This window comes from Clostridium sp. FS41, assembly GCF_000954015.1.
Taxonomy (GTDB): Bacteria; Bacillota; Clostridia; order Lachnospirales; family Lachnospiraceae; genus Enterocloster; species Enterocloster citroniae.
This window is the reverse complement of sequence record NZ_JYHN01000061.1, coordinates 157,255-176,625: the sequence shown is the minus strand read 5'-3', so window position 1 is coordinate 176,625 and position 19,371 is coordinate 157,255. Positions and strand designations below refer to the sequence as shown.

Annotated in this window: 15 protein-coding genes; 1 reads left to right on the top strand and 14 read right to left on the bottom strand. The window is 49.3% G+C overall.

The window, feature by feature from the left end:
• Positions 1–3 precede the first annotated feature (3 nt).
• The 10 genes from yfcE to CLFS41_RS15305 all read right to left on the bottom strand — a co-directional run bounded on the left by yfcE (position 4) and on the right by CLFS41_RS15305 (position 13,821).
• Positions 4–561 carry a phosphodiesterase gene (gene yfcE / locus CLFS41_RS15350; RefSeq protein ID WP_007861287.1) on the bottom strand — a complete coding sequence of 186 codons (558 nt, stop codon included), beginning with the start codon at positions 559–561 and terminating at the stop codon, positions 4–6.
• 47 nt (positions 562–608) lie between these two features.
• On the bottom strand, positions 609–941 hold the full coding sequence (locus CLFS41_RS15345) for a rhodanese-like domain-containing protein (protein ID WP_007861289.1): 333 nt from the start codon (positions 939–941) through the stop codon (positions 609–611).
• A 321-nt stretch (positions 942–1,262) separates the two neighbouring features.
• A complete protein-coding gene (locus CLFS41_RS15340; protein ID WP_045092774.1) occupies positions 1,263–4,445 on the bottom strand; it encodes an alpha-mannosidase in 3,183 nt (1,060 codons plus the stop codon).
• Positions 4,446–4,471: 26 nt separating this feature from the next.
• Positions 4,472–5,293: a carbohydrate ABC transporter permease gene (locus CLFS41_RS15335; RefSeq protein ID WP_045092773.1), complete on the bottom strand. Its 822-nt coding sequence runs from the start codon at positions 5,291–5,293 to the stop codon at positions 4,472–4,474.
• A 13-nt stretch (positions 5,294–5,306) separates the two neighbouring features.
• The gene (locus tag CLFS41_RS15330) at positions 5,307–6,191 is read right to left on the bottom strand and encodes a sugar ABC transporter permease (protein WP_045092772.1); all 885 of its coding nucleotides are present in this window, start codon (positions 6,189–6,191) and stop codon (positions 5,307–5,309) included.
• Between the two features lie 173 nt (positions 6,192–6,364).
• Positions 6,365–7,768, bottom strand: coding sequence for an extracellular solute-binding protein (locus tag CLFS41_RS15325; protein ID WP_045092771.1), 1,404 nt, complete (start codon positions 7,766–7,768; stop codon positions 6,365–6,367).
• A 113-nt stretch (positions 7,769–7,881) separates the two neighbouring features.
• A complete protein-coding gene (locus CLFS41_RS15320) occupies positions 7,882–9,129 on the bottom strand; it encodes an extracellular solute-binding protein (RefSeq protein ID WP_007861295.1) in 1,248 nt (415 codons plus the stop codon).
• On the bottom strand, positions 9,126–10,643 hold the full coding sequence (locus CLFS41_RS15315; RefSeq protein WP_007861296.1) for a response regulator: 1,518 nt from the start codon (positions 10,641–10,643) through the stop codon (positions 9,126–9,128). Before CLFS41_RS15315 ends, CLFS41_RS15320 begins: the two co-directional genes overlap by 4 nt.
• Before the next feature lie 14 nt (positions 10,644–10,657).
• Complete coding sequence (locus tag CLFS41_RS15310; protein ID WP_007861297.1) at positions 10,658–12,493, bottom strand: sensor histidine kinase; 1,836 nt, start codon at positions 12,491–12,493, stop codon at positions 10,658–10,660.
• A 1,082-nt stretch (positions 12,494–13,575) separates the two neighbouring features.
• Positions 13,576–13,821 carry a hypothetical protein gene (locus tag CLFS41_RS15305; RefSeq protein ID WP_007861299.1) on the bottom strand — a complete coding sequence of 82 codons (246 nt, stop codon included), beginning with the start codon at positions 13,819–13,821 and terminating at the stop codon, positions 13,576–13,578.
• 763 nt (positions 13,822–14,584) lie between these two features.
• Here CLFS41_RS15305 and CLFS41_RS15300 point away from each other — a divergent pair.
• Positions 14,585–14,788 carry a cold-shock protein gene (locus CLFS41_RS15300; RefSeq protein ID WP_007861303.1) on the top strand — a complete coding sequence of 68 codons (204 nt, stop codon included), beginning with the start codon at positions 14,585–14,587 and terminating at the stop codon, positions 14,786–14,788.
• A gap of 180 nt (positions 14,789–14,968) precedes the next feature.
• On the opposite strand, the gene CLFS41_RS15295 is transcribed toward CLFS41_RS15300, so the two are convergent.
• From CLFS41_RS15295 to CLFS41_RS15280, 4 genes are all read right to left on the bottom strand, one after another.
• Positions 14,969–15,691 (bottom strand): NlpC/P60 family protein, encoded by a 723-nt coding sequence (locus tag CLFS41_RS15295; RefSeq protein ID WP_007861305.1) that lies wholly within the window; start codon positions 15,689–15,691, stop codon positions 14,969–14,971.
• Positions 15,692–15,917: 226 nt separating this feature from the next.
• Complete coding sequence (locus tag CLFS41_RS15290) at positions 15,918–16,637, bottom strand: NlpC/P60 family protein (RefSeq protein ID WP_007861307.1); 720 nt, start codon at positions 16,635–16,637, stop codon at positions 15,918–15,920.
• A 166-nt stretch (positions 16,638–16,803) separates the two neighbouring features.
• A complete protein-coding gene (locus CLFS41_RS15285) occupies positions 16,804–17,310 on the bottom strand; it encodes a DUF1700 domain-containing protein (protein ID WP_007861308.1) in 507 nt (168 codons plus the stop codon).
• The gene (locus CLFS41_RS15280) at positions 17,310–19,247 is read right to left on the bottom strand and encodes a fructose-bisphosphatase class III (protein ID WP_007861309.1); all 1,938 of its coding nucleotides are present in this window, start codon (positions 19,245–19,247) and stop codon (positions 17,310–17,312) included. The genes CLFS41_RS15285 and CLFS41_RS15280 overlap by 1 nt, the downstream gene beginning before the upstream one ends.
• Between the last annotated feature and the right edge of the window lie 124 nt (positions 19,248–19,371).

Genomic DNA, 19,371 nt, shown 5'->3' with positions numbered 1-19,371 from the left:
ATATTACAGCTTCATTTCTTTTACCAGGTCCCCGTCCAGGGTGAGGATCCGGAATACCCCGTCCACAAGCATGGCATAGGTATGGGGATTCCCTCCCTTGGGTATGGAAACAGACCCTGGGTTGAGCACAGTGATGCGTCCGCAGGGTGTATTGTCAACTGTCTCCGCTTTCAGAAGGTGGGTGTGTCCATGAACAAGGATATCGCCTTCCTTCATGGGAGGAAGATGGTCCTGGTCAAACACATGTCCATGGGTGGCATAAAAGGTTTTGCCCTCGATCACAAACAGTCCGTAATCCGCCATGATGGGGAAATCAAGCACCATCTGGTCCACCTCTGTATCACAGTTTCCCCGAACCGCATAAATTTCATTCTTCATGGAATTTAACATGGCAATGACTTCCTTGGGCGCATAATCCCTTGGCAGGTCATTGCGGGGACCGTGGTACAGAATATCTCCCAGCAAAACCAGGCGCTCTGCTCCGGTCCCTTCATATATATCCAGCATCCTCCTGCAATAGTACGCAGAACCGTGTATATCCGATGCAAACATTATCTTCATGGGTTTATCCTCCTGAAAACAGCTTTTATCACTCAAACTTACGGTTTCTATTCTATAGCTGAAACCGGGCTTCTGTCAATGTATTTCCCCCGGTAATTCAACATTCCTCCAGCCAGATCCACTGCATCATAGCCCAATCTCCACAGGTCCCGGCAGACCACCATGCTTTTCGCCCCCCGGTCACAATAGAACACCACGGTACCGTCCCTTCTAATAAGATCCATGTTACACTCCAGCTCCTCGTAGGGAATGTTCATACTTCCCCACAGGCGGTCATGCTCATACATCCACGGTTCCCGCAGATCCACCAGCTGGGCCACTTTTCCCTGCTCCAGCCATTCGTCAAATTGTCTATATGATATCATTGGAAATGTCGTCATTTCCTACTCACCTGCCCTTTCCTTTACGGCCGGCCGGCAAAAAAGCCTGTCAGACGTGTCCTATTATCAATATATGCGGTGTGGTCCATGGGGTGAAGGATCAAACCGGGATTGTGGGGACTTTGGGGCGGACCTGGGCGGGGCGGGCCTGATCCCGGGGCTTCTGGCCGTGGACACCACCAAAAGGCCGGCGTACTTGGTTGCACGCCGGCTCTTTAGCCGTTCCGTTATTCTATTGTTCTATGATTATCGGTTTTTACTGACCCGCCTGTTACGGCGTCTTCATTTCCCGTGCTGTATTTGCGCACTTTCCCCTGCTCTCTATGGGCTTTGAAGCATAAGTTTCACGGTCTTGATCTCAAAGGGCATAAATGAGAGCCTGGTTCCCTCCTTTGCCACATCCAGCGTCCTCTCCTCTGCCTCCAGCATATCACATTCCGCAGCCCCCTTTACCGGAAGCCTCCATGTGAGGCGCGTGTCCGTGCGCTGGTTAAAGCACTCATACATTCGCAGGATCACATCCCGGCTGTCCTCCGCCTGTTTCACCACTTCGATCACAATATTATCCGCATCCACGGATACCAGGGAATACTGTGGCGGGAGGGTGCGGTCAGATCCGTTTTTCACAGCTGCCATCAGGGGATTATTAAACAGATACGCCTGTTTCACCGTGCCGGCTTCCCTCCAGTCCCCCTTATGGGGATAAATGGAATACCAAAACTCGTGTTTTTCCTTGTCCGCATCCGGATTGGGATACAGAGGGGACTTTAACATGGTCAGCCCCACCACTCCGTCCTTTACGCTGCAGCCGTATTTGCAGTCGTTGAGAAAGCTGACCCCGTACCCGTACTCGGACACATCCAGCCACTTATGGACACATACCTCAAATTTTGCAAAATCCCATGAGGTGTTGGAATGGGTGGGCCGTTTTACATTGCCGTACTGGATCTCAAAGGACGCTTCATCCGTATGGACATCCAGCGGGAATATATCCTTCAGCATAATCAGGTGCTCGTTCCAGTCCACCTTGGTCCGTATATCGATCCTGGGGGTATGGCCATACAGGTAAATAGTCTGGGAAATGGTTGAATCCAGGTACTGCCGGTCGATCTGCACCGCGGCGCGCACCGGCCCCATCTCCGTAACCTGAACAGATGAGACCTGATCCACTTCCCAGCTTTTCTCCGTATAGTAGTTATTGATATCCCACGCATCATAGTTGTGGGGACGGTCCTCGTAGCTCATGATCACATTGCCGGCCCGGCCCGGCTTCAGGACCTCACGCTTATTCTCCTTATCATAAATGCGTGAAAACTGGCCCTTTTCGTTAAATTCCAGGATAAAGTACCGGTTCTCCATTCCCCTCTCGCTGACAGTCAGTTCCGAAGGCATGGCGTTCTCCTCCCCATACCCGTAGGTACGGTACCCCCTTGAGGGCACTCCCAGGGCCTCAAAGATGCAGCGGCCCTCCGCTGTCTGCTGGACCGGAATCTTTCCTGAGCCGTCCCGAAGCCCGGTTACCTCTTTCCCCTTCCCCGGTGAAAATTCCGCAATCCCTTCTCCCAAAGCGCCGTAAGGATTAAACACCACCACGTCCCCGGCTCCGGCATCCACATGATCCGCCAGCCTTTGAAGCTGTTCCCTGATCTGCTGCCCGGCACGTTCCAGCAATTCTTCATACTCTGCCTTGGAATCTTCATATACCTCTTTGATGGATGAACCGGGCAGTATATCGTGGAACTGATTCTTCATCACGGTCTCCCAGCTCTCCTTTAGCAGCCGGGCCGGATACTTCCCTCCCGGATGCCCTCCGCCAGGCAGGTCTTCCTCCCCCAGCAGGCATTCCTCCATCACTCCCAGCCATTCCATGTTCTGGCAGGCAAACTCCGATTTCCTGTTATAACGTTTATTCCGTGCCATGGTGGTATAAGTGCCCCTGTGGTATTCCAGGTACAGTTCGCCGCTCCACACAGGCAGATAGGGGTTTTGGCATATATCCTGTTCCAGCTTTTCAAAGAACTCCGTTACATGGGACATTCTGGTGTTGGGGCAGCCCGGGATCCCCTTGGACAGCCGCCTCTGGTTTTCCAGCATTTCCCTGGTGGTCCCTCCGCCGCCGTCCCCGTAGCCGCAGGCCATCAGAGTCTCCTGGTTCAGGTATTTCTGGCTGTACCGTTTCCAGGATCCCTTGACCTGGGACGGATTGATAAAGCCGTTATAAGTGGTGAAAAAGTTGGTCCTGTTGGCATTGTCCGCCGTGTCCTTATAATCCCTGGTGGGCATAAAATGCGTCAGGATCTCCGTGCCATCGATCCCCCTCCACATGAACGTATCATAGGGCATGCGGTTGAATTCATTCCAGTTGATCTTAGTGGTCATGAAATACCGGATCCCTGTCTTTTTCATGATCTGGGGCAGGGCCGCTGAGTAGCCGAACACATCCGGCAGCCATACTACCACATTGTCCTTTCCAAATTCTTCCTTGAAAAAACGCTTGCCGTACAGGATCTGGCGCACCAGGGATTCCCCTGATGAGAGGTTGCAGTCCGCCTCCACAAACATGGCCCCCTCTGTCTCCCACCGCCCTTCACGGACCCGTTCCCTGATCTCCTCATAGATCTCAGGGGCGTTCTTTTTCACAAATTGGTACAAAAGGGGCTGGCTGGACATGAACTTATACTCCGGATACTGCCGCATAAGCTCCAGCACCGTGGAAAAGCTGCGCACAGCCTTGTCCTGCGTGACCCTCAGGGTCCACAGCCAGGCACAGTCAATATGGGTGTGGCCCACACAGCAGATGGTCGGCCTGTCCTTGGTGCCGCACCGTTTTTCATAAAATTCCTCTGTTATGTATTGCTGCGCCCTGGCAAGGCTTTCATAATATTCAGGCGACCCCTCCTTGCGGAAATCCAGAAGATTGACGGACTGGTTGATGGTATTGATGATGGTTATAAAATCCCGGTCCTCCTCGTCCAGCAGGCAGGCCGTATGATATGGCACGGAAATATCATAATAGTATTGTTCGGTCAGGCGGTCCAGCACCTTCAGGGAAGCCTTGAGTTTTAAGTTAAAATTCTGGTCCCCTGTGAACGCAGAGAGAACGATCCGGTACTCCTGCCCCGGCGCAGCATGTTCGGAAAGGACCACCTCCCGGTGATTGACATCCAATCCCTGGCGCAGCACGCCGTCCACATAACAGGAGAACTGCGGGTTGGTTGCGTCCCATCCCCCTTCCTTTCCGGTGAGGATCTCAAGGCAGACACATTTTCCCTCAAAGCATTCCGGTACCGTTGCCTTAAGGTCGAACCAGTAATACTCTCTGTGGCCTCCCCATATCCCCCCGCTGCCAAAGGGCTTCCATTCCGAAGCATTCAGATCCATTCTGCCCCTGTAGTTTTCCTCCGACTTGATAAAGCGTATATCCGTTACCTCCCGGGTCAGGGGGTAAATCTGTTGTTCCAGATAAGAAAGGAACTTTCCTATCCGCTGGCGAAGCATGATCATTTCTAACCTCCTTAAATCTTGAAACTCTACCCTTTTGCGGCTCCTGATAAACTGAATCCTTTGGACATATAATTCTGGGACAATATGTACAGCAGGATGGAGGGCAGCGTGTAGATGATGGAATAAGCTGCCAGAGGACCGTAGTCAATAAGTCCATACTGGCCGAAAAACTGATACAGCTTCACGGAAGCCGGCATCTTGGACGCTGAGCTGAGAAGGATATACGGAACAAAAAAGTTGCCCCAGCTCTTGGAAAACGTGTAGATAAACACGGTGCAGATTCCCGGAAACATTAACGGCAGCACAACCCCTGTAATGGATTTCATAGTGGTGGCCCCGTCTACCCAGGCAGCCTCCTCCAGTTCCTGGGGAACCGCGTCCATAAAATTCTTCATCAGCCACAGCCCGTAGGGAAGGGATGAGGCCGAGAGGTACAGGATCACTTCCCAGATTTTGTCCAAAAGCCCCAGACTCAGGTACATTTTATAAACCGGGACGATCACGGCGATCATGGGCAGGGCGGTCATAAACAGTATGATGTTCATAAATGCCTTTTTGTAGCTTAATTTGTATCTGGACAGCGGATAAGCGGCCAGGCAGGACAGCAGGACCACTGCCAGTGATTCCACAAATGATATCACAAAGCCCACCCAGTAAGCCCGCAGATTGCTTTTTTCCGTCAGCACACTGACAAAGTTGCCCATGGTCCAGGCCGCAGGGGTCTTAAGGGCATCGCTGGCATTGGGGTCCAGTGACGCCGCCACCAGCCACACCAGGGGCAAAAGGAATGTAAGCGCCATAAAACTCAATACAATATAATGCAGATAATTGACCTGTTTGTTATTCATGCTGCGCTCCTCCCTAATCCTTTGATTTTAAGATCCTGGCATATATCAGGCTGCATATGATGCCCACCAGAAGGATCAGCATTCCGATGGCAGTTCCAAATCCCAGCTGCATTCCCTTAAGTCCCTGATTGTACATGTAAATGGGCAGGGTGGTGGTCTTATTGGCAGGACCTCCTCCTGTCATGGCGTAGATCAGTCCGTATACCCCCAGTGTGGACAGGGTGTTTAACATTACATTGGTGGCAATGCTGTCCTTGATGCAGGGTACAATGATACGGATCAGAACCTGGAGCCGGTTGGCGCCGTCCACACGGGCTGCCTCCTCTATCTCCCCGGATACGTTATCCAGGGCGGACTGGAAATTCAGCATGGAAAATGCGGTCCCGTGCCACACGTTGGCCATGATCACCGAGAGCATGGGATGTTCATAAAGCCAGGCAATGCCCTTTATCCCCACAGCGCCCAGAAGCACGTTTAAGGTTCCGTTTTCCTTAAAAAAGGCCATAAAGCATAATGCCACCACAATCTCCGGCATCACCCAGCCCACCAGGAAACAGGGGCCCACCACACTGCGGAAAGCCCTGGCCTTCTGTTTCATAAAATAGGCGATTGCAAACCCCAGGATGGTCTGTCCTGCCAGGCTGCCCGCCAAAAATACCAGGGTATTCCTGATAGCCGTGATGGTGCTGGGGTCTGTCAGCATTCTTTGGTAATTCTCCAGGCCAATGAACTTCAAATTCCTGGCATTGGAACCGCTGAGCGCCATATTTGTAAACGAGTAATACACGGTCAATACAATGGGGACGATGAAAAAGCACAGTAAGACTGCCACTGCCGGGAGCAGAAGCACGGATTTTCTCATCTCCTCCCGCCAACTATATACCTGTCTGTTTGTCATTGGACAACTCTTCCTTTCATAAAAATGTGGAGGGTAATCCGTCTGATCGCCGCTCCACAATTCAGGTACGCCTGAACGTACTTGTGTAAGTCGCCTCATGCTTTGCATGACATGATAGGTATGTGCGCCTTACACGATCCGCCGCAGGCTTCATCTTTCCGGGAAAGATGAACTTATTTCTCCACTACATTGTCATCCCCCACCACGCGGGCCACATCCATGGCATACTGGTTCATGGCATCCTCCGGCGTACTGCCGGATACAACCGCCTCCACCATGGTCTGGATATTATTGGTCACAACTGAATACTGCTCGTTCTGTGGTCTGAAGAAGGCTCCCTCCAGCAGGTCGGTTGCTTCCGTGCGGAAGGGAAGGGAGGTATATGCCTCATCCGCAGCCGCATCCGTCCTGGTGACAATACTTCCCTGGGCGATCACGGATTCGGTGTACAGAGGCGGTTCCATTAATTTCTTAACAAAGGCAAACGCCTCATCTTTCATATCGGAATTTTCAGGAATGGAAACAGACCAGCCTCCTGACATGGTGATCACACCGCCGCCGTTCTGTGTGGGCATGGCTGCAAATCCCATGATCTCCTGGTATTCAGGCCATGGGGAAGCGCCTGTCTCCTCCCAGTTTGCACAGATCCAGGCTCCGTCCATGGACATTGCCAGTTTCTGCTGGGGCAGATATTCGCGCCTGGCCGTGTTGGTGGCCTGCCCGTTAAGTACCAGGGACAGGGAGGGTCCGTAGCCATTGGTATAAATGTCACTGATAAACTGCAGGGTGTCCTCAATGGCCCGGCTCTTTACGATCCATTTTCCATTCTCATCCAGAAGCTGCTCACCTGTTCCGTACAGCAGCATTTCATAGGTCTGCATGGAGGTGGCCTCACCGGTTGCCACACCGGAATTACACCAGAATGGGATCACATCCGGAACATTGGCCTTGATGGCAGCGCACGCGTCCAGAATATCCTGCCAGTTCTCCGGCTGCCACTCCTGGGGAAGACCTGCCTGCTTAAAGATCTCCTTGTTGTACCAGATCCCTCTGGCATCCGTGGAATAAGGGATACCGTAGACAGAGCCGTCCTCTGCAACAGAACCTGACTTCAGAGAATCATAATATGTCCCATCGGACCATTCCGGGTAACCGGCCACATAAGAGTCCAGATTAGTCAGGTATCCGGCGCTTACATCACTTGGAAGCTGGAAGGTATCCTCGATCACAATGTCCGGGCAGGTATTCTTGTCCGCCAGCTGCAGGGCAACTTTGGTATAATAATCCCCCTCAGAGGATGTGATGGGGGCAAGTTCCAGATTGATCCCATCCTTTTGGTCCCATTCCTCATAGCTTTTCTTAAGCCATACATACCACGGATGGTTTTCTCCCTGGCCATCATCCTTAAATGTAACGGTCAGAGTCTTCTTTTCCCCTGATGACGCCCCGGTCTCCTCCTTCCCGCTCTTCTGCTCAGACGGGGCTGCGGTGGCGGATGCAGACCCGGAGGCCCCGCATGCAGCCAGGCTGGAAACCATAACAGCGGCCAATGCCGCGCTGATCAATTTTCTTTTCATTTTTCCCTCTCCTTTATTTTTCTTTGTACACTGATGGTATCATTTCAAACAGCCAAAGTATATTCCACTTTTTTGAAAAAAGGGTAAAATTTTAACCACTGACGCAAAAAGCATCAGTGGTTCATGATCGCAACCCTCACCTCATCCTGGAGGTTCCTTGCAGTTTCGGGCACATCTATGTTTTTCTTTGTAAGCAGGCTGCAAACATATTCGGAAAGGATGCTGGATACCTCAAACCAGGAATTGTAACTCTTTAACAAAATCCCCTGGTTGACAAAACCCTTTTTCAGCTGCAGCATATCCCTGTCATTTCCGCCTTCTCCTGCTTCTGCCTGAAACAGGGGAAGGGTGCCTGTGGCATTTAAGAAACGCGTCCTGACCTCCGGCTGGTACAGATACCCCATAAATGCAAGGGCGCCTCTGTCCCCGTTTTTCAGGATCCCTATATTGTCCCCTGACAGGACATACCCCTCCCTAACCTCCCCGGGCACCGCAGTGATCCTGTAGGATATACCGCTCTTTAGCTGGTCCAGATAGGTTTTTACGCTGATGGGGGCAATGATCATGGCTGCCTTTTCATCTGCAAATTCCCGCGCAATATCTGTCTGTGTATAATTGATCACATTTTTATCCACATAGCCCCACCGCTTCAGGGTGTCGAATAGTTCCAGGGACCTGATCCCCGGACTGCTGTCCAGACTGTAGTAGCTTCCGCCGCATATGTAAAGCACGCTGCTGTAAAGCCGCGCTCCATCCCCTGTGCGCCGCACGCCGAATCCAAGGCCGTAAATCCCGCTGCTGTCAATGCTGTTGCACACTTCAAATACCTGATTCCAGTTATCCGGCACATCCAGAGCCTTTTTCTCAAAATATCCGGTATTGGAAAACAGTACATAGGGATCGCAGCTAAAGGGGATCCCATAGTATTTCCCATCATCCATAACAGCCTGCCACATATCCGGCCATATGACGCTGGCCCTCCGCTCCTTGGTAATGTAGGGGGTGATGTCTTCCAGCACATCCATGTCAAGAAGTCCGGCCATCTCCAGGCTGTCGCAGATAACCATGTCCGCCTTATCTCCCCGTTCCTCCCTCAGGCATATGTCCTTTTTCAGGTTTTCCTTGTCAATAAATTCCATCTCCACCCGCAGGCCTGGATTTTGTTCATTAAACTCATCCGCAAACTGCCTTAATATCTCCTGTTGCCCCATGATCTCATAGCAGGACAGGACTTTGATGACCGCGGTTTGGTCCTGTGCAGACTTATCCTCCGGGATATCCTTTTGGAACTGGACATATACAATCAGGATGGAGATCATAAGTGTTCCTATTACAACAGGCATAACCCTTTTTATGCTCATAACCTGGATTCCTTCCTATACTCTGACGGAGTCACCCCGCAGAGTTTTTTAAATACCTTAATAAAATACTTCTGGTCATGAAAGCCAACGGCCTCAGCCACCTCATAGATCTTATAATTGCCGGTCATCAGCATCCGCTTGGCAGCGCTGATCCTGAAATTTTGTAAAAAAGCGCTGAAATTAATCCCTGTTTCCCGGTAAAAAATCCTGCTCAGGTATTCCGGCGTCACCCTGCATATCCTGGCCACATCCGTCAGTGTGATGTCCTCTTTATAGTTGGTGCGTATATAGGAAACCGCGTTCATGACCATGCCGTTCTCCGTGGGCATTTCTTCCCCCGGCTCTTTGGAGATCATATGTATGAATTTTTCCAGTTGGTAATGGACCTCGCTTCTGCTTTCACTCAATACGACCATTTCAATAAAATATTGAATGTTCTCTTCCTGGTTAAAATACTCCTTCATCTCCCTGGCCACATTGAACACATTGGCGATCAGGCGTACGGCGCACTCCCGTATCTCTTCCGGTCTGCCATTGCTGTCCGCAACCTCCCTGATAAATTTATTTCCATATTCTTCCAGTTTCTTCTTGTTGCCATTGCGAAGTTCGCGGATCATGGACTTCTCTAAATGCTCAGGATATTCCAATGGCCCGTAGCGCACCTGTGCAACCGTCTCCTCATCGATCATCCTGTCAGGATCAAGGGAAAACGCATAGGGCAGCCAGCCTGTCATCTGTTCCACCCCGGGCCACAAATTTTCAATTCCCCAGACCCGGTGGCAGACACAGGTACAGGCCCCTATCTCCTCCAGCTCCGGCAGGACCTTTATGGCAAACCGGTTCTTAAACCCCCTGTTTCTCTCCGTGCCGGCCGCAATGACCAGGATGCGCTTTTCCCCGGGCACGGAGATGACACAGGAATTTTCAATGCAGAGTGATTCCAGCAGTTCCTTTGTACAGTTCATAAACTCCGCCACCCGGTCCACAAACATCCTTCCCGGGGACAATAAAAACAAGGTCAGTTCTGTCTTGTCATTCATGTGAAGCATCTCCTGGAGCACCAGGCGCACTGAGTCCTTTTGCTCTTCCTGGCACTCCTTGTAATTAATGAGCAGCTGTTCCACGGAAACCTGTTGGATCCTCGTATTACAGATCCTTGTCTCCACGGCGCTTAGATTCTTTAAAAAATCCTCCACGTCCAACGGTTTCAGGAGATAGTCCACCACCTGAAGCTGGAGGGCCTTCCTTGCATATTCAAAGTCCGAGTACCCGGTGAGAAGAATTGCATTGAACCTGACCTTTTCATCAAACAGCTTCTGGAGCATTTCCAGGCCGCCCATGACCGGCATCCTGATATCGCTGATAATCAGGTCCGGCTGCTTCTCTTTCACCAGTTCATATCCTTCCTGCCCATTTTCCCCAACCCCCACCACCTCATGGGCGGTAAACTGCTTTATCATATTCAGAATGCCATTCCTGGTTTTATGTTCATCCTCCACCAGAACGATCCTCATCCCATCACCCCTTCCTAATGTACTTCCGGAATCACAATGCGCACCGTGGTCCCTGTCAAGTCTGAGTCAAAACGGATATCCCCTTTGTCCCCATAATACAGTTTGATCCTGGTGATCACGTTCCTGACTCCAATGGTTTTGCCCAGGGTGTCAGCCCTGCCGTCATATGAGTTCAGCTGCCGCACCAGATCAGGGCTCATGCCCACGCCGTTATCTTTGATCTCTATGGAAATATTTCCCTCTTCTGTGTACTGTATGGATATGTCTATCTCCCCCGGCCTCCCGCTGTCCGGAAATCCATGGATAATGGTATTTTCCACCAGTGGCTGCAGCAGGAGTTTGTGGATGCAGCACTCCTCCACCTTTTCATCCGCATCAATGGAGCACTGGAATGAGTAGTCAAAGCGCTGCTGCTGTAAATAGATATACTTTTTCAAAAATTCCAGCTCTGTCCGGATCGTCACGATCTCATTGCTGTTGTGGATACTGTAGCGCAGGATCTGGGCCAGCTTTGTGATCATCTGGCTGATGGAGAACTGCTGCTGTTCAATTGCCTGCCAGTTGATGGTATCCAGTGTATTGTAAAGGAAATGTGGATTGATCTGGGCTTCCAGGGACCGTATCTCTGCATTTTTCTCCCGGACCATGGACTCCCGCTCCTGCTGGTTCGCCTTCTTGATCTCTGCCAGCATATCATTAAAGTGCTCGGAGATCCTGGCAAACTCGTCATTTCCTTCCACCACCGCCTTGCTGTCCAGATTTCCTCTATTGGCCTCGTTCATGGCCTTTAGTATCTTCTTCACGGACCGGTCCGTATCCTGTGATATGTAATACACAATTAGGAAACAGACTGCTCCCACCAGCCCTGCCACCAGACAGATCATGATCAGGAGATAGCGCAGCTTAGACAGGGAGTAGTTCAGATCCTGGATATTCACAATAAAGAATTCCCCGTTCAGAATGCTGAGGGCATTGACAGACAGGTTTCCGGCACGAAAGTAATGGATCTTGCTGATAAAATCATAGGACGCCTTTTTAAGGACATCCATATCCTCCTCTCCTATCATCACCCCGGACCGCCCTGGAAACAGGTTGGTATCATGGTATCCCTGCTGGGGAAATGATACCATGTTGCCGTAACAATCCACCAGAAAAGAAATGTTGGACTCCTCGCCTCCCTGGCTGTAAACCCTGCGGAACCGGCTCTCATCAATACACAGAATCACACAGCCCTCGGCTCCCCTTTTGTAATTGTTAAAATCAGCAAGGGGGTGGGCTATGAAAAAGTAGGAGTGGCTTCCATATTCCTCATCGTTCTTACTGGTCAGGGGAGAATAAATACTGCCCTTCTGCTTCATGGCATCCTTTACCAGCGGATCATTCTTCAGGTTGGGAGGGAAACAATACGGCTTCCGGCTTGACAAGGTCACGCTGTCATAAAAGCACTCATCCCCATATTTCCCCACAATGGCGATCCCCATGATCTCCTCGTTCATATATATGATATCCCGCAGCTTGTCCTCCAGGGAATGCTTAGACCGGTAATAATCCTCCCCGTCCCAGGAATTGATGATCTTCAGGTCGTCAATATAGTCCGGGTTGGTATAGATCTCCTGTATCACGCTGTTAAAGCGTTCAAATGTTGCCCTTATATTCCCCGCACTCTGTTCCAGACTCTCGCTGATCAGTTCCTGTGTCTGTTCCGTTATAATGGCGGAGCTTAAGTGGTAGGATATCATCAGAATAATTCCGATCTGCAAAAGGGACACGGACAAAAGGATAACCAGGATCTTTTTTCCCAATTCCATGGACCGGTATTTTGCAGTCAGTCGACCTCTCATATTTATCATGGCTGGTCACCTTTCATCAGAAGATTTTATTCGCTGCATCTTCCCATATTCTAGCATGATTTTCGCCCCAGTCCAAGTGCCTGCAACCACAAAATCCCCATGCAGAGAGCATCCCAGCGTTCCTTTGAGCGGAGAGGGCATTTGGTAAGCAGATAAGCCCCTTACGGGGCTTACCCCTTTCAGAACCGAACGTGCGGCTTTCCCGCATTCGGCTCCCTGTAAAGCTTATACATCGACTGCTATCTGTATATACTGACATAAATACGTGGCTGGGCAAGCGGAAACTGTTTCATCAGTTCTTTGTACCCTTCCTTTGTATAGCTTTTTTGCTGGCTTCTTCTATTCAGCCAGTAGTACAGCCTGTATCGCACGATATTATAAAACGAGTTCAGGCTTGCTGATGTCCTATGGACGTAAACACCATGTCTGGATTTTCGCTCGACAGCTGTGATATTCTCGCCAATTTCGTTTCCATAGTTCCTCCCGTCTCTGTGTACAGACTATGTTTCCTCTTTGGTATGACTTTACATGACAGACCTGCGAGGACAGGTGCGAGGACAGGTTCTTCTCGACTTCCACAACTTTATTTCTTCTGTGTACTATTCGGCCATCCGACTTCTGCTGGGTATTTTGTGGTTCTCCCTTCTTCAGTTGTTCCACATACCAGATGTACGCAACTCCTCCGGATCCAGACAGACCTCCCCGGTTGACTTAAAATCCTTCCTTGCATGACCAACCTAAAAAAACCGGGGAAGCGGCTGTATTCTCGCCATTATCGTTTACAGCCGTATTGCTTTCAGTGAATAGGAGCACCTCTTCCTTCCCAATTACATTTTGATATCAAGGCTATATATAGTTATGCCCTGCAAGTTTCGCTGTCTACGCTTAGGAGTCAGTATCTCTACTACCCACCCAAGACTCGCTAGCTGCGGTACGGCTTATACCTTACAGCGTGGGACTTTCACCCACCGAACTTCAATCCCTTTACTGGGCGCACCCTATGAAACAAAAAAAGACCGCCGTTTATCACGGCGGCGGCCTTCTTTTTTACTCCGGATCGATCTGCACAACAAACTGCCAGATTAGAAATTAGACTCATTTCTGCTGCTGTTGCGGCTGCTGTTCTGGGAATAATTCTGAGAATTGTTCTGAGAGCTGTTCTGAGAGCTGTTCTGAGAACTATTCTGGGACTTGTTCTGAGAACTGTTCTGAGAGCTGTTCTTGGAACTGTTCTGAGAATTGTTCTGGCTGTTATTCTGCTGATCCATGTTCTTGCAATTTCTTGAGCTGTTTTCCATGTCGTTGTTGTAGTTATTCTTGTTAGACATCTTCACTACCTCCTAAAAACACGTTTTTTTAGTTACAGCCTTAGTATGGCATAAATGCAGTCCTCTTATTCCAGAGAAAACAAAAAAATAAACAGAACGTCTGTCTGTTCTTATTCTAAAATTAAACAGGGTTCATTTTTCCATCTCTGGCAATTTTCATGAATTTTTTAATATGTCCACACACCATCTAACAGTAAAGTCCCTGTCCGCTTGTGACTTTGCCACGATAATTCCATGTCATTCCGGTCAGAAACCATCTCTTTTGCCCGCAAAAATGAGGAGCAAAAAAGACACTGTAGTGAAAATACAATAAAACCAAGGGATTGTTCACCGCTTTAAACATCCATATCGTCAAAATAAGGTTGCTTTTTTCCTGAAAATATATTATAAATAATATGAGGAAAAATGGTTTCCCTTAAACCATGACCTCATCCTTATTAATTATTTATACTCCCCTTGAGTAAACACCGGATAGCTCCCCTATCCGGTGTTTCTCCGTATGGGACATCTGGCGGTGGGACTTTTAACCGTAACTTTTGGCGTTGGAATCTCTGGCGTTGGAATCTCTGGCGGTGGAATCGCTGGCTGCCGATAAATTTCCCTCTTGACAAATCCCCTCCCCTATGATATATTAAAAAAGTATTTTTGATTAATTCTGATTTCACATATTTTTGTAAGTCATGAACGAGTTGATGATTTACAAAAATATGTGATTTTTATTTTTATTCAAGAAACACATATTATATTACAGGAGGTATCTTTCATGAACAAAGGTACAGTTAAGTGGTTTAACTCACAAAAAGGATTTGGCTTTATCACAAACGCAGAGAATGGCGAGGACATCTTCGTTCATTATTCAGGAATCGCTTCCAATGGCTTCAAGTCATTAGAGGATGGACAGTCCGTTACTTTTGACATTACCAATGGCAATCGTGGCTTACAGGCTGTTAATGTGTGCGTAGCTTAAGCATATACGTTTCGTGACAGATCAAAGGGGCACCGCAGGACCGGGAGTTTTGCAGGCTCCTTTTTTGCTGCCCGGACACAGGCCCGGCTGTCCTGGGAAGACATATTTAACAATTTCAGCGCAAAAGAACGCGCCCCGAGACTTTCGTCCCAGGGCGCGTCTTTTATTATATTTGAAAATCTATCCTAACACATTAATGATCTTAACCGGATTCCTGTAATTCCAGTTAGATATGGTAATACCCGTGCGCTCCGTGGAAGCATGTACAATCTGTCCGTTTCCAATATACATGGCCACGTGATTGATACCCCTTGTGCTGCCGTAAAACAGCAGATCTCCCGGCTGCATCTGGTCGGCTCCAATGGCCACACCCTGCTGGGCTTGTCCACCGGAAGAGCGGTTCATGCTGATGCCTGCGGAGTTCTGGAGCACGTATCTTGTAAATCCGGAACAATCCACACCTGTGCGGGGATCGCTGCCGCCGTATCTGTATCTTCCCCCTACAAACTGCATGGCATAATTAACCACCTGCTGCCTTTTGTAACTGTTGGAAGACTCCAGTGCATCCTGCTGCACTTCCGCCATCTCATCCGCCGCCACCTCTTCTACCGTAGCATTACCGGATACCGGAAGATATCCTTCGGTGTCGTTCACACGGATCTTCATCCATCCGTTTCCTAAATCCTCTAATACCTCGTATGTATTCCCTACCTGGGCTGTCATCAGTACTTCTTCGCTGTCTTGGCTTTTGTTGATATTCACACTCTCTGATGTAATGGTCGCTACATATGTACCTGCTGTAAATCCTGGTCCGATGGCTGCCAGGGATGTAAACGGATTCATTACCATCAGCATTCCGCACACAGCGCCTGTTCTTAAAAGTTGACTTAACATACGTTTCATTAAAAGGAAATCTCCCATCCTGTTTTAATGGTGAATGCAACCCTGTTCTTGATTTGTTACATAAGTGTTACATTCATTACGAATTTATTATATCACATTTTCATATTTCGTCAACATCTTTAGACATTTTTAATAATTTAAATATCATTTTTAACAATTTCAGTGCAAGATATAACATATCAGGCGGATTAGAAGCGCGTCTCTGCAAAGCAAAAAACCTGCTGTCCTAAGACAGCAGGCTGACGATCTTAACCGGCTCCCGGTAATCGTATGGGGATGTTTTAATTCCCGTCTTTTCAGTGGAGGCGTGGACGATCTTGCCATCTCCTATATACAAGGCCACATGGTTGATACCGCCTGAGCCGCTGTAGAACAACAGATCCCCGGGCTGCATCTCCTCCACGGTCACCTGCTTCCCATAGGAAGACTGTCCCTTGGAAGAATGGGGCAGGGCGATGGAAGCTGAATTGGACAGCACATACCGCGTAAAACCGGAGCAGTCCACCCCACGGTTGGGGTCAACTCCGCCGTACACATATCTGCCTCCCACAAACTGCATGGCATATTCCACTACCTGACGGCGCTTTTTAACGTTCTCATCAACGGTTTCATGGGCCTTTTCCACCACGGATGCATTGCCCGTGGTCCGGATATACCCTTCCCGTCCTCCGGTGCGGATCTTTACCCATCCCTGGCCGGCGCCGGACAGCGCCTCGTAGGTCTGGCCTCTCATGACCTGGCCCTGCTTTTCTGAACGCTCGCTTGCGTATGTATATACATCCACGGCCGGGGCTTCAATCTTCACCACATAGGATGACCGCGTCTTAACCTCTGCCTGCCTTGCAGCTGCCTGGCTGTCCTGGGGACATGCAATGGACAGACCTGCCACCAGGCACAGAACTCCCGATATCTTCAGTAACCCGTTCCAAAAATCACGTTTATTCAAACCTGTTTCCTGCCTTATATCCTTTTATTTCGATTACAATATGTTACGTAATTATTACATTTGTTAAAATAAAGTATATAATTATTTTACATATTTGTCAACTATAAGAGGATATTATTAAAGCAGGATATCTCTGCCAGGGCTGTCCTTTTTCCAGAACAGCCCCTTATCTGCGGGGTCCCCTGAACATCCACACCACCATCATAACCAGGAGTATGGGCCAGATATAGGACAGGATCCAGCCTGCCAGGCCCATGATCCCAAAGAACACGGTCATGATCAGGAGAATAAAAAGGAATACCACCAGGCCTGCAATCAGCCTGACGTACCATTTACTGAAATCCACATAGTGGAATTTGGGGTCCTTATGGTAGGGATCCTGGCTCTCTCTCTGGGTGTATCCTCCCCCTGTCCCCTCATCATAAGCAGCGCCTGAGCCGTAAGTGTCAAACCCGTCCGGACGGTCTTCCGTATCCAAAGCGGCATCCACAATGGTCCTGGCAATGATCTTGGGACCGCCCAGCCCTTCAATGACCTCCTCCTCGGTATGTCCTTTGGCAGCCTCCTCCGTAATATAGGAATCATAATATCTCAGATTCTCCTGTATGATGGAATGGGGTACACGCCCTTCCAGCTCAGCTTTTAATCCCTGTAAAAATTCTAACTTACTCATTACTCAACCCTTTCTTTTATGGTACCTTCTCTGTAAGCCGCCACCAGCTCTTTTAAATCAGCGATTTGCCCCTTTAATTCCCGGCCTTTATCCGTGTCCGCCACCATGACCCTGGTTTTTACCTTTTCCACCACCGATACCTTAGGCGTGCTCTCTTTTTTGGGGTCAAAGGGCATGTGCTCCGCCAGGGCCAGGTGATGGGAATTATAGATCAGGGTATATCCCGCGATCCCCGTGGTGCTCTGATATGCCTTGGACAGCCCTCCGTCAATGATAAACAGCTTACCGCCTGCCTTCATGGGCTTTTCCCCGTCCTTTAACTTCACCGGCACATGACCGTTGATGATATGGGATCCCTCCACGGGAAGGCCAAATTCCTCCAATAAACGGTTGCAGAATTCTTCCTTCACACTCAGCTGGTAATATGGATTCATGACCTCCTTGTGGGTCGCCTTATCCTCCACAAAATAGTGCTCAAATGTGGTCATCTTGTCCTTTCCGAACACCGGTGACTTGGCTCCGCACCAGAGATACCACATCAGGTCCATGGCAGTCTCTTTCCCCGCAGTCCCCTCAGGCATAAAATATGCGTTCTGCATCTGCCGGTCAAAATAATCCATCAGCGCCTTTCCCTTGTAATCGACTCCGTCAATGGTGATGGTATCAAAGGTTCCGTCCTTTTTCATGGGTATGCAGCCATGGTACAGAAGATTGGAGTTGTAGCACTTATACATACCTCCGTGGGAATAGAGGAATTTAACGTGTTTGTGCAGAAGATCGCTGTGCTTAAAGGATGCCTGCAGGGTGCGCAAAAGTTCCTTTTCCCCCCTGGTCAGCTCCAGCGGATTCCCCGGATTCACAGTGGGCAGGTTCATATCCATCATGGGATATGGCCTTCCGTCAATGGACACGGTCCCCTGTTCAAAATCAATATTGTCAAGAAGGACCCGGTTCTCCATCCCGTACTCAGGATGGCGCTTCATCATGGCCCCCTCCACTTTAAACTGGATAATGGCAATGGCCTTATGCATCTTGGCAGCCAGGCCGGGGTCCACTGCATCATAGATATTCTCATCCAGTATCTTGGGCATAAACCGCACGCAGGCGTCATCCTGGTACACCCTGGCCGCAAACATGGAAAGGGGGCGAAGGTTGATGCCGTACCCGTCCTCCAGCACATCAAAGCTGTTATAGCTGATGGCAATGCGCAGCACATTGCAGATACAGGCCAGGTTGCCGGTTGCCGCCCCCATCCAGGAAATATCATGATTGCCCCACTGTACATCCACATCATGGAAATTCATCAGCTCATTCATGATAATGTCTGCCCTCGGCCCCCTGTCATAGATATCCCCTATAATATGAAGGTTATCAATGGTCAGGTTCTGGATCAAATGGCACAGCGCTATGATGAACTTGTCCGCAATGTTGTTGTCAATGATGGAGTGGATGATCTCATTGTAGTACAGCTTTTTGTTGTCATCATTGTAATCCACATGGAGCAGCTCATCAATAATGTAGGCAAACTCCCTGGGCATCTTCTTTCGCACCTTGGAGCGGGTGTACTTGGAGGATACCTCCTTGCAGCTCTGCACCAGCCGGTAGATGGTAATTTTCTGCCAATCCTCCGTAAAATGTCCCTGCTTTATCATTCTGCCCAGATTCCGCTCAGGATAGTAGATCAGATTTGCCAGCTGCACCTGTTCATCCTCAGGTATCAGGTGGCCGAAGGTGTCTTTGATCTTCTCTCTGGTAATACCGGAGGATGAGCGCAAAAGATGAATGAACGCTTCATATTCCCCATGGAGATCGCTGAAAAAGTATTCCGTTCCCTTTGGAAGGCTGCAGATTGCCATGAGATTGACGATTTCACTGGTCGCCGCCTTAACCGTGGGGTATTCCTTTGCCAGAAGCCGCAGATATGCCAAATCCCTCATTGTCATATTCTCCCCAATCACAATTGCATTTTGTTTAAAGTTATAGTAACATATTCTTAAGTAAATGAAAAGTTTTTCCAGCTGAACAAAGAGTTAATATTGATTAAGATTATCTAAAATTTTT

What these genes read in the sequence shown, in the direction of transcription:
- CLFS41_RS15285 (WP_007861308.1), bottom strand. Translation starts at nt 17,310, where the DNA reads ATGAGTAAGTTAGAATTTTTACAGGGATTAAAAGCTGAGCTGGAAGGG.
- CLFS41_RS15300 (WP_007861303.1), top strand. Translation starts at nt 14,585, where the DNA reads ATGAACAAAGGTACAGTTAAGTGGTTTAACTCACAAAAAGGATTTGGC.
- CLFS41_RS15335 (WP_045092773.1), bottom strand. Translation starts at nt 5,293, where the DNA reads ATGAATAACAAACAGGTCAATTATCTGCATTATATTGTATTGAGTTTT.
- CLFS41_RS15295 (WP_007861305.1), bottom strand. Translation starts at nt 15,691, where the DNA reads ATGAAACGTATGTTAAGTCAACTTTTAAGAACAGGCGCTGTGTGCGGA.
- yfcE (WP_007861287.1), bottom strand. Translation starts at nt 561, where the DNA reads ATGAAGATAATGTTTGCATCGGATATACACGGTTCTGCGTACTATTGC.
- CLFS41_RS15310 (WP_007861297.1), bottom strand. Translation starts at nt 12,493, where the DNA reads ATGATAAATATGAGAGGTCGACTGACTGCAAAATACCGGTCCATGGAA.
- CLFS41_RS15330 (WP_045092772.1), bottom strand. Translation starts at nt 6,191, where the DNA reads ATGACAAACAGACAGGTATATAGTTGGCGGGAGGAGATGAGAAAATCC.
- CLFS41_RS15325 (WP_045092771.1), bottom strand. Translation starts at nt 7,768, where the DNA reads ATGAAAAGAAAATTGATCAGCGCGGCATTGGCCGCTGTTATGGTTTCC.
- CLFS41_RS15345 (WP_007861289.1), bottom strand. Translation starts at nt 941, where the DNA reads ATGACGACATTTCCAATGATATCATATAGACAATTTGACGAATGGCTG.
- CLFS41_RS15280 (WP_007861309.1), bottom strand. Translation starts at nt 19,247, where the DNA reads ATGAGGGATTTGGCATATCTGCGGCTTCTGGCAAAGGAATACCCCACG.
- CLFS41_RS15315 (WP_007861296.1), bottom strand. Translation starts at nt 10,643, where the DNA reads ATGAGGATCGTTCTGGTGGAGGATGAACATAAAACCAGGAATGGCATT.
- CLFS41_RS15305 (WP_007861299.1), bottom strand. Translation starts at nt 13,821, where the DNA reads ATGTCTAACAAGAATAACTACAACAACGACATGGAAAACAGCTCAAGA.
- CLFS41_RS15340 (WP_045092774.1), bottom strand. Translation starts at nt 4,445, where the DNA reads ATGATCATGCTTCGCCAGCGGATAGGAAAGTTCCTTTCTTATCTGGAA.
- CLFS41_RS15320 (WP_007861295.1), bottom strand. Translation starts at nt 9,129, where the DNA reads ATGAGCATAAAAAGGGTTATGCCTGTTGTAATAGGAACACTTATGATC.